Origin of the sequence: Pseudomonas sp. R43(2017) (assembly GCF_002112345.1) — a bacterium.
GTDB classification, from domain to species: Bacteria; Pseudomonadota; Gammaproteobacteria; order Pseudomonadales; family Pseudomonadaceae; genus Aquipseudomonas; species Aquipseudomonas kribbensis.
This window is the reverse complement of the sequence record NZ_NEHJ01000005.1, coordinates 18,423-36,378: the sequence shown is the minus strand read 5'-3', so window position 1 is coordinate 36,378 and position 17,956 is coordinate 18,423. Positions and strand designations below refer to the sequence as shown.

At 62.7% G+C, this 17,956-nt stretch carries 2 protein-coding genes; one reads left to right on the top strand and one right to left on the bottom strand.

Annotated elements, in window-relative coordinates:
* Positions 1 to 5 precede the first annotated feature (5 nt).
* Positions 6 to 1,358 carry a TolC family outer membrane protein gene (locus CAG02_RS15025; RefSeq protein WP_085712605.1) on the bottom strand — a complete coding sequence of 451 codons (1,353 nt, stop codon included), beginning with the start codon at positions 1,356 to 1,358 and terminating at the stop codon, positions 6 to 8.
* Positions 1,359 to 1,718: 360 nt separating this feature from the next.
* On the opposite strand from CAG02_RS15025, the gene CAG02_RS15020 reads away from it, so the two are divergent.
* Entirely contained in the window at positions 1,719 to 17,951 is a 16,233-nt protein-coding gene (locus tag CAG02_RS15020) for an immunoglobulin-like domain-containing protein (protein WP_085712604.1), read from the top strand.
* Positions 17,952 to 17,956 lie beyond the last annotated feature (5 nt).

The window sequence follows — 17,956 nt, the reverse complement described above, 5'->3', positions numbered from 1 at the left end:
ACAACTCAATTCATCCCGGGCAGTTGAACCTTGGGCTTCACGTCGTTCTGCACAACGGATGCCATCGGTGCGACCACTCCCTGGCTCTTGAGCAACTCGCCCATGGTCGCCTTGATTCGGTATTGAGTAAATAACTGAATGTTCTTGATCTCGGCCAGACGGCGCGAAGCGGTGAACAGTTCGTTTTCACTGTCGAGCAAATCCAGCAGGGTTCGCTCGCCGAGGCTGAACTGGCGCTGGTAAGCGGTACGCACTGCGGTGCTGTGGTCAACGTACTGCTGGGCGATCGGCACCTGGGCGTTGGCGTTGTTCAAGGCGTTCCAGGCCAGGCCCAGTTCTTCGTTCAACTGGCGCAGGGCGTTGTTGCGGATGTCCAGCGCCTGGTTCGACAGGTAGGACTTGGATTCCAGGTCGGCCTTGTTGCTGCCACCGGAGTACAGGTTGAAGCGCATACGCAGCATCGCCTGCCATTCATTGTTGTGACCGTTCTGGCCGTCGAGGTCGTTGTCGGCGGTGCGGCCCAGCTCGGCGTCGAAGCGCGGGTAGAAAGTCGACTTGGCGGTTTCGTACTGCTTTTCGGCAGCGGCGATGTCGGACTCGGCCGAACGCAGGATCGGGCTGTTTTCCAGCATCTGCGCGCGGGCCTCATTGAGGTTGGCCGGCATCATCGCCATGAACGGCGCCGGACGCTCCAGCTGATCAGGCATCTGGCCGACGGCGCTGAGGAAGTTGGTTTCCGAGTCGGCCAGGTTGGTCTGCTCGGTGATCAGGTTGTTGCGGGCCTGGGCCATCCGCGCTTCGGCCTGGTCGAGGTCGGCTCCGCTGCCGACGCCGCGCTGGGTGCGCAACTGGATCTGATCGTAGATGCGCTGGTGGCTCTTGAGGTTTTCCTCGGCCAGGCGCACGAATTCGCGACGGGTCAGCACATCCAGGTAAACCTGGGCCACGGTCAGCGCGGTGCGCTCGGAGGTGCCAAGCAAGGCATAGGCGCGGGAGTTGACGGTGGCTTGTTGACGCCCGACTTCGCTGGACGTCGCAAAACCGTCAAAAACCATTTGCGACAGTCGCACACTCGACTCGCCACGGTTCAGGGTTTCCCAGTGATTGCCGCCGCCGTTGGCACGGGTGGTGACGCTGTCGGTGCCTTCACGGCCATAACCGCCGAGCAGATCGACCTTGGGCAGGTATCCACCTTTGGCAGCCTTTAACTGATAATCCGCAGCCAATCGACTGTTGACCCCTGCCTGGATTTCCGGATGGACATCCAGTGCCTGTTGCATGGCTTCCGGTAAGGATTGTGCTTGAGCAAAAGACGCGGCGAGAGCGAAAGGTAGAGCCTTGAACAGGGGCGAACGCATGGTAAGGAATTCCCAAAACTTCTTGTCGTGAATCACAGCAAATAAGGGTGCTGCGTCGGATGATGGCAACCGGAATGACCGTATGTCGGAAAGTTTAAAACCGGAACTGGATCACATGCTCAAGGGCAAGTCGCCGCGTAAATATCAATGTGACATTAGTGGGGCGATTGTTTAGGATGGCATCCATAAGGTCAATAGTTTGGCATAAAGTTAATAGCGAAAGATTCTAGCCAAAATATTGACGAAGATCAGCGTCAAACTTGATTCACATTTTTTTAAAAGTACGTCCAGACTGAATCGGCGCAGAAAAGCCATCAGGTCTATGGAAGTCAACTGAACGTGACACCCGGAGAGTCTTCAATGAGCAGTGTTGTGGCCATCGTCAAAAGCATTGTCGGTCAGGTTTTCGTGGTGTCCCCAGAGGGCGTCCGTCGCGTACTCGTTGAAGGCGACCGTCTGTTCGCCGGCGATCAGGTCGATACCGGCGTTTCCGGCGCGGTGTCCCTGGAACTGGCTGATGGCCGCACCCTCGATCTGGGTCGTGACACCCAATGGAGCGCCGACACTCCGGACTCCACCACCGACCTGGCCGAGGCCACTGCGCAAGCCGCACCGTCCGTTGAAGAGCTGCAACAAGCCATTGCCGCCGGTGCCGACCCGACCACCGACCTTGAGGCCACAGCTGCCGGCGCGACCGCCGCAGGCACTGGCGGTGCTGCCGGGGGTGGCCACAGCTTCGTAATGCTCGATGCGACCGCTGGCCGAGTGGATCCGACCATTGGCTTCCCGACCGCGGGCATCAACTCCGGCGGTCAAACTGCCCAGAACATCACCGGTGGCCAGACCACCGACACCACCACCAACGCCCTGCGCGACTCGACCCTGAGCCTCAGCGCCACGCCGACCATCACCGAAGCCGGCGGCGTGCTGGTGTACACCGCGACCCTGACCCAGGCGCCGCTGACAGACCTGACCGTCACCCTGTCCAATGGCGCGGTGATCGTGATTCCGGCCGGTTCCACCACTGGCACCGTCAACGTGCCGCTGGCCCCGAATGACACGGTCTACAACGACGCCAGCCAGATCAACGTAACCGTCACCGGCACCACCGGCGGCAACGGCATTACCGTCACCGTGCCGACCACCCCGGCCGTGACCCAGGTCACCGACACCATCGACACCACCACCGTCACCCTGACGGCGGGCGGCAGCGTCACCGAAGGTGGCCAGATCACCTACACCGCGACCCTGACCAACCCGGCGCAGACGCCGGTCACCGTCACCCTGTCGAACGGCTCGACCATCACCATCGGCGCCGGCCAGACCACCGGCACCGTCAACGTTCCGACCGCGCCGAATGACGTCTATAACAACGGCAGCACCGTCACCACCACCATCACCGGTGCCACGGGTGGCAACTTCGAGAATCTGGTGCCGAACCCAACGCCAGCCGTCACCAATATCGTCGATTCGGTCGACACCACCAACCTGACACTGACCGCGACCGGCACCGTGGTTGAAGGCGGCCAGATCACCTACACCGCGACGTTGACCAACCCGGCGCAAACGCCGGTCACCGTCACGTTGTCGAACGGCTCGACCATCACCATCGAAGCCGGCAAGACCAGCGGCAGCGTCAACGTGCCGACCGCGCCGAATGACGTCTACAACAACGGCGGCACCGTCAGCACCACCATTACCGGTGCGACCGGCGGCAACTTCGAAAATCTGGTGCCGAACACCACGCCGGCGACCACCACGGTCACCGACTCCATCGACACCACCAATCTGTCGCTGAGCGCCACCGGTTCCGTGGCCGAAGGCGGCTCGATCGTTTACACCGCGACCCTGACCAACCCGGCTGGCACGCCAGTGACCGTGACGTTGAGCAACGGCTCCGTCATCACCATTGAAGCGGGCAAGACCACCGGCACCGTGACCGTTCCGGCACCGGCCGATGACGTTTACAAGGACGCCGGCAAAGTCGAAGTCAGCATTACCGGCACCACCGGCGGCAACTTCGAGAACCTGGTGCCGAGCACCGTTCCCGCCGTGACCGAAGTCACTGACACCATCGACACCACCACGGTGAAACTCACCGCGACCGAAACCGCAGCCGAAGGTGGCACTGTCACCTACACCGCCACCGTTGGCGCGCCGGTGACCGGTTCGCCTGTGACCGTGACCCTGGCCAATGGTCAGCAGATCACCATCGAAGTCGGCAAGACCACCGGCACCGTGACCACCACCGCGCCGAACGATGCCTTGACCGGCAATCCGCCCCTGACCAACTCGATCACTGGCGTAACGGGCGGCAACTACGAAAACCTCGTGGCCGATAAAACCCCGGTTTCGACCACGGTCACCGACACCGTCGACACCACCAACCTGACCCTGAGCGCCACTGGCTCCGTGGCCGAGGGCGGTTCGATCGTCTACACCGCGACCCTGACCAATGCCGCCGGCTCGCCAGTCACCGTGACCCTGTCCAATGGCGCGGTGATCACCATCGAGGCCGGCAAGACCACCGGCACCGTGACCGTTCCGGCCCCTGCCGATGACGTCTACAAAGATGCCGGCAAGGTTGAAGTGACCATCAAGGATGCATCCGGCGGCAATTTCGAGAACCTCGTTCCGAGCACCGTTCCAGCGGTCACTGAAGTCACTGATACCATCGACACGTCGACCGTGAAGCTGACCGCTGACACCTCGGTCGCTGAAGGCGGCACCGTCACTTACACCGCCACTGTTGGCGCACCGGTTACTGGCTCCCCGGTCACCGTGACTCTGGCCAACGGTCAGACCATCACCATCGAAGTCGGCAAGACCACCGGCAGCGTGACCACCACCGCGCCGAACGATGTACTCAACGGCCACGCGCCGCTGACCAACTCGATCACTGACGTGAGCGGCGGCAACTACGAAAACCTCGTGGCTGACAAGACTCCGGTTTCCACTACTGTCACCGACACCGTCGACACCACCAATCTGACACTGAGCGCCACTGGCTCCGTGGCCGAGGGCGGTTCGATTGTTTACACCGCGACCCTGACCAACCCGGCCGGCACCCCGGTGACCGTGACCTTGAGCAATGGCTCGGTCATCACCATCGAGGCCGGTAAAACCACCGGCACCGTGACCGTTCCAGCGCCTGCCGACGACGTCTACAAGGACGCCGGCAAGGTTGAAGTCACGATCACCAATACCGCTGGCGGCAACTTCGAGAACCTGGTGCCAAGCACCGTTCCAGCGATTACCGAAGTCACCGACACCATCGACACCACCACGGTGAAACTCACCGCGACCGAAACCGCAGCCGAAGGTGGCACCGTCACCTACACCGCCACTGTTGGCGCGCCAGTGACCGGATCGCCTGTGACCGTGACCCTGGCCAATGGTCAGCAAATCACCATCGAAGTCGGCAAGACCACCGGCACCGTCACCACCACCGCGCCGAACGATGCGTTGAACGGTCATGAACCGCTGACCAACTCGATCACTGACGTAAGCGGCGGTAATTACGAAAACCTTGTAGCCGACAAGACGCCGGTCAGCACCACAGTGACCGACACCGTCGACACCACCAACCTGACCCTGAGCGCCACTGGCTCCGTGGCCGAGGGTGGCACGATCGTCTACACCGCCACGCTGACCAACCCGGCGGGCACTCCGGTGACAGTGACCTTGAGCAATGGCTCGGTCATCACCATCGAGGCTGGTAAAACCACCGGTACCGTGACTGTTCCAGCTCCGGCCGATGACGTCTACAAGGACGCGGGCAAAGTCGAAGTGACCATCAAGGACGCGTCCGGTGGCAACTTCGAAAACCTGGTGCCAAGCACCGCTCCAGCCGTCACCGAAGTCACTGACACCATCGACACCACCACGGTGAAGCTCACCGCGACCGAGTCGGCAGCTGAAGGTGGCACTGTCACTTATACCGCCACTGTTGGCGCGCCAGTGACCGGATCGCCGGTGACCGTGACCCTGGCCAATGGTCAGCAAATCACCATCGAAGTCGGCAAGACCACCGGCACCGTCACCACCACTGCACCAAACGATGCGTTGAACGGTCATGAACCGCTGACCAACTCGATCACTGACGTAAGCGGCGGTAATTACGAAAACCTCGTCGCCGATAAAGCGCCGGTCAGCACCACTGTGACCGATACCGTCGACACCACCAACCTGACCCTCAGCGCCACTGGCTCCGTGGCCGAGGGTGGTTCGATTGTCTACACCGCCACCCTGACCAACCCGGCCGGCACTCCGGTGACCGTGACCTTGAGCAACGGCTCGGTCATCACCATCGAGGCCGGCAAAACCACCGGCACTGTGACTGTTCCTGCTCCTGCCGATGACGTCTACAAGGACGCCGGCAAGGTCGAAGTCACCATCAAGGATGCGTCCGGCGGCAACTTCGAAAACCTTGTCCCAAGCACCGTCCCGGCTGTCACTGAAGTGACTGACACCATCGATACCTCGACGGTGAAGCTGAGCGCCGATACATCGGTGGCCGAGGGCGGCACTGTCACCTACACCGCGACGGTCAGTGCACCTGTGACCGGCTCGCCAGTGACTGTCACGTTGGCCAACGGCCAGACCATCACTATCGAAGTCGGCAAGACCACCGGCACCGTGACCACCACCGCACCGAATGACGCGCTGAACGGTCATGAACCGTTGAGCAACTCGATCACTGGCGTAAGCGGCGGCAACTACGAAAACCTCGTGGCTGACAAAACTCCGGTCAGCACCACAGTGACCGACACCGTCGACACCACCAATCTGTCGCTGACTGCGACCGGTACCGTGGCCGAGGGCGGTTCGATTGTTTACACCGCGACCCTGACCAACCCTGCCGGCACCCCGGTGACCGTGACGTTGAGCAACGGCTCCGTCATCACCATCGAAGCGGGCAAAACCACCGGCACCGTGACCGTTCCGGCTCCGGCCGATGATGTTTACAAAGATGCCGGCAAAGTCGAAGTCACCATCAAGGATGCGTCTGGCGGCAACTTCGAGAATCTAGTGCCGAGCACCGTTCCGGCCGTCACCGAAGTCACCGACACCATCGACACCACCACGGTCAAACTGACTGCGACCGAGTCGGCAGCTGAAGGCGGCACCGTTACTTACACCGCGACTGTCGGTGCTCCAGTCACCGGTTCCCCGGTGACCGTGACCCTGGCCAATGGTCAGCAGATCACCATCGAAGTCGGCAAGACCACCGGCACCGTCACCACCACAGCGCCGAATGATGCGTTGAACGGTCATGAACCACTGACCAACTCGATCACTGGCGTGAGCGGTGGCAACTACGAGAATCTGGTCGCCGACAAGACTCCGGTCAGCACCACCGTGACCGACACCGTCGACACCACCAACCTGACCCTGAGCGCCACTGGCTCCGTGGCCGAAGGCGGTTCGATCGTTTACACCGCGACCCTGACCAACCCGGCCGGCACCCCGGTGACCGTGACCCTGTCGAACGGCGCCGTCATCACCATCGAAGCCGGCAAGACCACGGGCACCGTGAGCGTTCCGGCCCCGGCCGATGACGTCTACAAAGATGCGGGCAAAGTCGAAGCGACCATTTCGACGGCCACTGGCGGCAACTTCGAGAACCTGGTGCCGAGCACTGTCCCGGCCGTCACCGAAGTCACCGACACCATCGATACCACTACGGTCAAACTGACCGCGACCGAATCCGCAGCTGAAGGTGGCACCGTCACCTACACCGCGACTGTGGGCGCACCTGTGACCGGTTCGCCAGTCACCGTTACCCTGTCCAACGGTCAGTCGATCACCATCGAAGTGGGCAAGACCACCGGCACCGTGACCACCACCGCACCTAACGATGCGCTGAACGGCCATGCACCGCTGACCAACGCGATTACTGATGTGAGCGGCGGCAATTACGAGAACCTCGTTGCCGACAAGACCCCGGTTTCGACTACGGTCACTGACACCATCGACACCACCAACCTGTCGCTGACCGCGACCGGCTCCGTGGCCGAGGGCGGCTCGATTGTTTACACCGCCACCCTGACCAACCCGGCCGGCACGCCGGTCACCGTGACCCTGTCGAACGGCGCCGTGATCACCATCGAAGCCGGTAAAACCACCGGCACCGTGAGCGTTCCGGCCCCGGCCGATGATGTTTACAAAGATGCCGGCAAAGTCGAAGTCACCATCAAGGATGCGTCTGGCGGCAACTTCGAGAATCTGGTGCCGAGCACCGTTCCGGCCGTCACCGAAGTCACCGACACCATCGACACCACCACGGTCAAACTGACTGCGACCGAGTCGGCAGCTGAAGGCGGCACCGTTACTTACACCGCGACTGTCGGTGCTCCAGTCACCGGTTCCCCGGTGACCGTGACCCTGGCCAATGGTCAGCAGATCACCATCGAAGTCGGTAAAACCACCGGCACCGTCACCACCACAGCGCCGAACGATGCGTTGAACGGTCATGAACCACTGACCAACTCGATCACTGGCGTGAGCGGTGGCAACTACGAGAATCTGGTCGCCGACAAGACTCCGGTCAGCACCACCGTGACCGACACCGTCGACACCACCAACCTGACGCTGAGCGCGACGCCGGAAGTCAACGAAGGTGGCCAGATCACCTACACCGCGACCCTGACCAACGCCGCCGGCACCCCGGTGACCGTGACGTTGAGTAACGGCGCCGTGATCACCATCGAAGCCGGCAAAACCACCGGCACCGTGACCGTCGACGCACCGAAGGACGACGTCTACAAGGACGCCGGTACCGTTGAAACGACCATCAAGGGCGCCACCGGCGGCAACTTTGAAAACCTGGTCACCAGCACGGCCCCGGCGGTCACCACCGTTCACGACACCATCGACACGTCCACCGTGTCGCTGACCGCTACCGCCAACGTCGCCGAAGGCGAAACCGTGGTCTACACCGCGACCGTGACGGCGCCAGTAACCGGTTCGCCGGTCGTGGTGACCCTGTCCAACGGCCAGACCATCACCATCGCCGTGGGCGAGACCACCGGCACCGTGAACTTCGTCGCGCCGAACAGCCCGCTGGCGGGCGGCAGCTCGCTGAGCGTGACCATCGACAAGGCCACCGGCGGCAACTACGAGAACCTGGCGGTCGACAGCAAACCGGCCAACACCTCGGTATCGGACACTGTCGACACCACCAACCTCAACCTGACCGCCACCGATTCGGTAGCCGAGGGTGGTTCGATTGTCTACACCGCGACTCTGACCAACCCGGCCGGCACCCCGGTGACCGTGACCCTGTCGAACGGCGCCGTCATCACCATCGAAGCCGGCAAGACTACGGGCACCGTGACCGTTCCGGCACCGGCCGATGACGTTTACAAGGACGCCGGCAAAGTCGAAGTCAGCATTACCGGCACCACCGGCGGCAACTTCGAGAACCTGGTGCCGAGCACCGTTCCGGCCGTGACCAACGTCACCGATACCATCGACACCACAACGGTGAAACTCACCGCGACCGAAACCGCTGCTGAAGGTGGCACCGTCACCTACACCGCGACTGTTGGTGCTCCGGTGACGGGTTCTCCGGTTACCGTGACCCTGGCCAATGGTCAGCAAATCACCATCGAGGTCGGTAAAACCACCGGTACCGTGACCACCACCGCGCCAAATGACGCACTGAACGGTCACGAGCCGCTGACCAACTCGATCACCGGCGTGACCGGTGGCAACTACGAGAATCTGGTTGCTGACAAGACTCCGGTCAGCACCACCGTGACCGACACCGTCGACACCACCAACCTGACCCTGAGCGCCACTGGCTCCGTGGCCGAGGGCGGTTCGATCGTCTATACCGCGACCCTGACCAACCCGGCCGGCACCCCGGTGACCGTGACCCTGTCGAACGGCGCGGTGATCACCATCGAAGCCGGTAAGACCACCGGCACCGTAACCGTTCCGGCTCCGGCCGATGACGTTTACAAGGATGCGGGCAAAGTCGAAGCGACCATTTCGACGGCCACTGGCGGCAACTTCGAGAACCTGGTGCCGAGCACCGTTCCAGCAGTTACCGAAGTCACCGACACCATCGACACCACCACGGTCAAACTGACCGCGACCGAGTCGGCGGCTGAAGGCGGTACAGTCACCTACACCGCGACTGTGGGCGCACCTGTGACCGGTTCGCCAGTTACCGTGACCTTGTCCAACGGTCAGCAAATCACCATCGAAGTCGGCAAGACCACCGGCACCGTGACCACCACTGCACCGAACGATGCGCTGAACGGCCATGCACCGCTGACCAACGCGATTACCGACGTCAGCGGCGGCAACTACGAGAACCTGGTGGCTGACAAAACTCCGGTCAGCACCACCGTGACCGATACCATCGACACCACCAACCTGTCGCTGACTGCGACCGGCACTGTGGCCGAAGGCGGCTCGATCGTTTACACCGCCACCCTGACCAACCCGGCCGGCACTCCGCTGACCGTGACGTTGAGCAACGGCGCCGTGATTACCATCGAAGCGGGTAAAACCACCGGCACTGTGACTGTTCCGGCCCCGGCCGATGACGTCTACAAGGACGCCGGCAAAGTCGAAGTCACCATCAAGGATGCAACCGGTGGCAACTTCGAGAACCTGGTGCCTAGCACCGTTCCGGCCGTGACCGAAGTCACCGACACCATCGACACGACGACCGTGAAGCTCACCGCTTCCGAAACCGCCGCCGAAGGTGGCACCGTTACTTACACCGCGACCGTGGGCGCGCCGGTGACTGGCTCGCCAGTGACCGTGACCCTGTCCAACGGTCAGCAAATCACCATCGAAGTCGGCAAGACCACCGGCACCGTGACCACCACGGCACCGAACGATGTGCTGAACGGCCATGCGCCGCTGACCAACGCAATCACCAACGTGAGCGGCGGCAACTACGAAAACCTCGTAGCGGACAAGACTCCGGTCAGCACCACTGTGACCGACACCATCGACACCACCAACCTGTCGCTCACCGCGACCGGCACCGTGGCCGAGGGTGGCCAGATCACCTACACCGCGACCCTGACCAATCCGGCCGGCACTCCGGTGACCGTGACCCTGTCGAACGGCGCGGTGATCACCATCGACGCCGGCAAGACCACTGGCACCGTAACCGTCCCGGCCCCTGCCGATGACGTCTACAAGGACGCCGGCACCGTGGAAGCGACGATCAAGTCCGCGACCGGTGGCAACTTCGAAAACCTGGTGACCAGCACTACGCCAGCTGTAACCAACGTCACCGACACCATCGACACCACCACGGTCAAACTGACCGCGACCGAGTCGGCGGCTGAAGGCGGCACCGTCACCTACACCGCCACCGTCGGCGCACCGGTGACGGGCTCTCCGGTTACCGTGACCCTGTCCAACGGACAGCAAATCACCATCGAAGTCGGCAAGACCACTGGCACCGTGACTACCACTGCGCCGAACGATGCGTTGACCGGCCACGCGCCGCTGACCAATGCGATCACCGGCGTAACCGGCGGTAATTACGAAAATCTGGTGGCCGACAAGACCCCGGTTTCGACCACGGTCACCGACACCGTCGACACCACCAACCTGACCCTCAGCGCCACCAATTCGGTCGCCGAGGGCGGTTCGATCATCTACACCGCCACACTGACCAACGCGGCGGGCACCCCGGTGACCGTGACCTTGAGCAACGGCGCCGTAATCACTATCGAGGCCGGTAAAACCACTGGCACCGTGACGGTTCCAGCCCCTGCCGATGACGTCTACAAGGACGCCGGCACCGTGGAAGCGACGATCAAGTCCGCCACGGGTGGCAACTTCGAAAATCTGGTGACCAGCACGGTTCCTGCGGTGACCCAGGTCACCGATACAATCGACACCACCACGGTGAAACTCACCGCGACCGAGTCGGCAGCTGAAGGCGGCACAGTTACTTACACCGCGACCGTGGGTGCACCGGTGACCGGCTCCCCAGTGACCGTGACCCTGTCGAACGGCCAGACCATCACCATCGAAGTGGGCAAGACCACCGGTACCGTGACCACCACCGCGCCGAACGATGCGCTGACCGGTCATGCTCCGCTGACCAACGCCATCACCAACGTGAGCGGTGGCAACTACGAAAATCTGGTCGCCGACAAGACGCCGGTCAGCACCACCGTGACCGACACCATCGATACCACCAACCTGTCGCTGACCGCGACCGGCACCGTGGCCGAAGGTGGCCAGATCACCTACACCGCGACCCTGACCAACGCAGCGGGCACTCCTGTGACCGTAACGCTGAGCAACGGCGCCGTGATCACCATCGAAGCGGGCAAAACCACCGGCACCGTAACCGTTCCTGCACCAGCCGATGACGTCTACAAGGACGCCGGCACCGTACAGGCCACGATCAAATCCGCCACCGGCGGCAACTTCGAAAACCTGGTGACCAGCAACACACCAGCCGTGACCAAAGTCACCGACACCATCGACACCACCACGGTCAAACTGACCGCGACCGACACCGCTGCCGAAGGTGGCACCGTCACCTACACCGCTACCGTGGGTGCACCGGTCACCGGCTCGCCGGTTGTCGTGACCTTGTCGAACGGCCAGACCATCACCATCGAAGTGGGCAAGACCACCGGCACCGTAACTACCACGGCGCCAAACGATGTGCTGACCGGTCACGCGCCGTTGACCAACGCCATCACCAACGTTTCCGGCGGCAACTACGAAAATCTGGTCGCCGACAAAACACCGGTTTCGACCACCGTCACCGACACCATCGACACCACCAACCTGTCGCTGACCGCGACCGGCACCGTGGCCGAAGGTGGCCAGATCACCTACACCGCGACCCTGACCAACGCCGCTGGCTCGCCAGTGACCGTGACCTTGTCCAACGGTGCTGTCATCACCATCGACGCGGGCAAAACCACCGGCACCGTGACCGTTCCTGCGCCGGCCGATGACGTCTACAAGGACGCCGGCAACGTACAGGCCACGATCAAATCGGCCACCGGTGGCAACTTCGAAAACCTGGTGACCAGCACCACGCCAGCGGTGACCAGCGTCACCGACACCATCGACACCACCACCGTGAAGCTGACGGCGACCACGACAGCGGCCGAGGGTGGCACCGTCACCTACACCGCCACCGTGGGTGCACCGGTTACCGGCTCGCCAGTGACTGTGACCCTGTCGAACGGTCAGCAAATCACCATCGAAGTCGGCAAGACCACCGGCACCGTCACCACCACCGCGCCGAACGACGTGCTGAATGGTCATGCGCCACTGACCAACGCGATCACCGGCGTAAGCGGCGGCAACTACGAGAATCTGGTCGCCGACAAGACTCCGGTCAGCACCACCGTCACCGACACCATCGACACCACCAACCTGTCCTTGAGCGCCACCAACTCGGTCGCCGAGGGCGGTTCGATCATCTACACCGCCACACTGACCAACGCGGCGGGCACTCCGGTAACCGTGACCCTGAGCAACGGCGCCGTGATCACCATCGACGCTGGTAAAACCACCGGCACCGTGACCGTTCCGGCTCCAGCCGACGACGTCTACAAGGACGCCGGTACTGTTCAGGCAACCATCACCAACGCCACCGGTGGCAACTTCGAAAACCTGGTGACCAGCAACACGCCAGCGGTGACCAACGTCACCGATACCATCGACACCACCACCGTGAAGCTGACCGCGACCGCAACAGCGGCCGAGGGCGGCAATGTTGTCTACACCGCGACTGTCGGTGCGCCAGTGACCGGCTCGCCAGTGACCGTGACCCTGTCCAACGGCCAGACCATCACCATCGAAGTGGGCAAGACCACCGGCACCGTGACCACCACCGCGCCGAACGATGCGCTTAACGGCCACGCGCCGTTGACCAACGCCATCACCAATGTCAGCGGCGGCAACTACGAAAACCTTGTAGCCGACAAGACCCCGGTTTCGACCACGGTCACCGACACCATCGACACCACCAACCTGTCGCTGACCGCGACCGGTACCGTGGCCGAAGGCGGTTCGATCGTCTACACCGCAACGTTGACCAACGCTGCGGGCACTCCGGTGACCGTAACCCTGAGCAACGGCGCCGTGATCACCATCGACGCCGGCAAAACCACCGGCACCGTGACCGTTCCGGCGCCAGCCGATGACGTTTACAAAGACGCCGGCACCGTTCAGGCAACAATCAAGTCGGCCACCGGTGGCAATTTCGAAAACCTGGTGACCAGCAACACACCGGCCGTGACCAACGTCACCGACACCATCGACACCACCACGGTCAAACTGACCGCGACCGCAACCGCGGCCGAGGGCGGCAACGTCGTCTACACCGCGACTGTCGGCGCGCCGGTGACCGGTTCGCCAGTGACCGTGACCCTGTCCAACGGCCAGACCATCACCATCGACATCGGCAAGACCACTGGTACCGTCACCACGACGGCACCGAACGACGTGTTGAATGGTCATGCTCCGCTGACCAACTCGATCACCAACGTCAGCGGCGGCAATTACGAAAACCTCGTGGCCGACAAGACGCCGGTCAGCACCACCGTCACCGACACCATCGACACCACCAACCTGTCGCTGACTGCGACCGGCACCGTGGCCGAAGGTGGCTCGATCACCTACACCGCGACCCTGACCAACGCGGCAGGCACCCCGGTGACCGTGACCCTGAGCAACGGCTCGGTGATCACCATCGAGGCCGGTAAAACTACGGGCACCGTGACCGTTCCGGCACCGGCTGACGACGTCTACAAAGACGCCGGCACCGTGCAGGCAACCATCACCAACGCCACCGGTGGCAACTTCGAAAACCTGGTGACCAGCAACACGCCAGCGGTGACCAACGTCACCGACACCATCGACACCACCACCGTCAGCATCACCGGCAGCACCTCGGTGACCGAAGGCCAGACCGCGACCTACACCGTGAGCCTGACCCACCCGGCGCAAACCGAAGTGACCCTGAAAATCGTCTACAGCGGCACCGCCGCCGACGGTTCGGACTTCACCGGCGTGTACACCGTGAAGATCCCGGCGGGCGCCAGCAGCGCGCAGTTCAATGTTGCGACCATCGACGACAAGATCACCGAGGGCACCGAGAACTTCGTGGTCAAGATCGACTCGGCCACCGGCGGCAACTTCGAGAACCTGGCGGTCAGCAGCACCAACGGCAGCGTCAGCACCTCGATCATCGACAACGATGCGCCTCCGGTCCTCGACCTCGACGCCAACAACTCCAGCGGCGCCACCGGGGCCGACTACAAGGTGACCTTCACCGAGAACACTCCGGGTGCGGGCGTGTCGATCGCCGATACCGACATCAGCATCACCGACCCGGACAGCACCATGCTGACCGGCGCCACCATCGTGCTGACCAACCGTCAGCCGGGCGACTCGCTGAACCTGGGCAACAGCGTCAACGGCATCACCATCAATGCCAACAGCAAGGATGGTTCGATCACGCTGACTCTGTCGGGCAACGCGACGCTGGCCGACTACATGCAGCAGATCAAGAACATCACCTTCACCAACAACAGTGAAGATCCGAGCACCGTGCCGCGCATCATCACCGTGACGGTGACCGATGGTGGCAACTACTCCAACGTCGCCACCACCACGGTCAACGTGGTGGCCGTCAACGACGCGCCGGTCGCAGCACCGGTCAACGTCACCGGCACCGAAGACACCCCGCTGATCCTCGGCTGGTCGACCTTCGGCGTCACTGACGTGGACAGCCCGGCCTCGAGCCTGGGCGTGAAAATCACCCAGCTGCCGGGCGAAGGCAAACTGCAGTATCTGGACGGTTCGACCTGGAAAGACGTCGCCACCAACCAGACTTTCAGCAAGGCCGACATCGACGCCGGCAAGCTGCGCTTCCTCCCGGATGCCAACGAATCGGGTGCGAACGGTTATGGCGGCACCGGTCTGGGCAACAACCAGGCTGACTACGCACAGATCAAGTTCCAGCCAACCGACGGCCAGCTGCTGGGCAACACCGGCACGATCAAGATCGACATCACGCCGGTGGCGGATGCGCCGACCCTGTCGGTGGCCGACAACAGCGTGAAGTCCACCGGGCTGATCAAGGAAGTCTGGACCGGCCTGTCGGGCCTGGGCACCGACGGCAGCGGCGCGAACTCGACCACCCTGAAAAACGTGATCGACGGCGCCGGCACCCCGAACTCCAAAGGCAACGTGACCAACGTGCAGTCCGACGGCAACGTCGCAGCGGGCACCGCGTCGAAGACCTCCGGCCTGATCTACCTCGAAGCCGGCAAGACTTACACCTTCACCGGCACCGGCGATGACAGTCTGCTGGTGAACATCGGTGGCAAGAACGTGGCGGCCACGACCTGGGGCGCGGGCGGCAACCTCAACGGTTCGTTCACCCCGACCACCAGCGGCTACTACACCCTGGAGATCTACCACCACAACCAGAGCGGCCCGGGCAGCTACGACGTCAACCTGTCGGTCAACGGCGGCACGGCGATCGACCTGAGCAGTGCCGGCGTGCCGATCTACACCGGCGTACAGGACCTGGTGAACTCCGGTGTAACCGTCTCCGACCTGCACGGCACCAACGGCGAAGGCTATTACGACGGCTACAAACTCAACACCGGCGCCGAAGGCACCACCGTGAAACTGTCGTCGATCAGCACCGCGCTGACCGACACCGACGGTTCGGAAACCCTGAGCATCAAGATCAGCGGCGCACCGGTCGGTTCGGTGCTCAGCGACGGCGCGGGCCACAGCTTCACCGTGACCGCCACCAGCGGCGACGCCAACGTCACCGGCTGGAACCTCGGCAGCCTGACCGTGACCCCGCCGGCCTACTACAACGGCCAGTTCAACCTGACCGTGACCTCGACTTCGACCGAAGCTCTGGGCGGCTCGGCCAGCACCACCGCGACCATTCCGGTCTCCGTGGTGCCGGCGGTCTACAACTCGATTGTCGCCACCTCGGCCGACGACACCGTCACCGGCACCGACGGCAACGACATCATCGTCGCCGACATCGGCGGCCTGACCGTGGTGCCGGGCACCAACTACAACATCGCGTTCATGGTCGACAGCTCGGGCAGCATGAGCACCGCGTCGATCAACGCCGCCAAAGACTCGCTGACGTCGGTGTTCAACACCCTCAAGCAGAGTATGGGCAACAACTCGGGTACGGTGAACATCTTCCTGGTGGACTTCGATACCCAGGTCAACAAGTCGGTGTCGGTGAACCTCAACGACCCGAACGCGCTGACCAAGCTCAAGGCAGTGCTGGACTCGATGACCTCCGGCGGCGGCACCAACTACGAAGACGTGTTCAAGGCTACGGCCAACTTCTTCCAGAGCGCCGAAGCCGTCGCCAACACCGGGGCGAAGAACCTCACGTACTTCATCACCGACGGCCAGCCGACCTACTACCAGAGCGGCGAACAGACCAACCCGACGCTGTACGGCAACGTGAAGCTCGACGACGTGGTGAAGACCAGCAATTACAAGCTGGGCGACAGCTTCAGCACCTACATCGACAGCACGCACTACCTGACCATCAGCACGGCTGGCGCTGTCGTGTTGCAGACGCTTAAAAACGGCAGCTGGAACTGGAGCAACGTGGGCACCATCCACGCCCAGGGCGACGGCACCTACGAGCTGTCGAGCCTGGCAGGCTCCGGCAGCAGCACCAGCCAGGCCACCACTGACAACGCCAACAGCGCCTTCGCACTGCTGGGCAACCTGTCCAATGTGGAAGCCATCGGGATCAACAGCGGTGTCAGCCTCAACGACCTGAAACCGTACGACACCGATCACAACCCGCAGACCAACATCGATCCTAAGGACCTGGCCAACTCGATCATCGGCCACACCGAAGCGACGATGCCGGGCAACGACACGGTCAACGGTGGCGACGGCAACGACATCCTGTTCGGCGATCTGGTGAGCTTCAACGGCATTGCCGGCGAGGGTTACCAGGCGATGCAGGCGTTCGTTGCGCAGCAGACCGGCGTCGATGTCAGCAAAGTCACCACCAGCAACGTGCACCAGTACATCACCGAGCACTATCAGGCGTTCGATGTGTCCGGTGCCCATGACGGCAATGACACGCTGCTGGGTGGCGCGGGCAATGACATCCTGTTCGGAGGGGGCGGCAATGACGTGCTCGACGGCGGCAAGGGCAATGACATCCTGCTCGGCGGCTCCGGCAACGACACGCTGATCGGCGGCCCGGGCAACGACATCCTGATCGGCGGTTCCGGGGCCGACACCTTCGTCTGGAAAGCAGGCGACACCGGCAACGATGTGATCAAGGACTTCAACGCCAGCGAAGGTGACCGCATCGACCTGCGCGACCTGCTGCAGGGCGAGTCCGGCAGCACCATCGACAACTTCCTGAAGATCACCACGGTCGACGGCGTGTCGTCGCTGCAAGTCAGCTCGGCGGGCAAGTTCAACTCCGCCGACGCGGCTGCCGCGACACCGGACGTGACGATCAAGCTGGAAGGCAACAACTGGTCCACTGCCAACATTCACAACCTGATTGCCGGCAGCGATCCGACCATCAAGGTCGACCACAACAACAGCTGATGCGT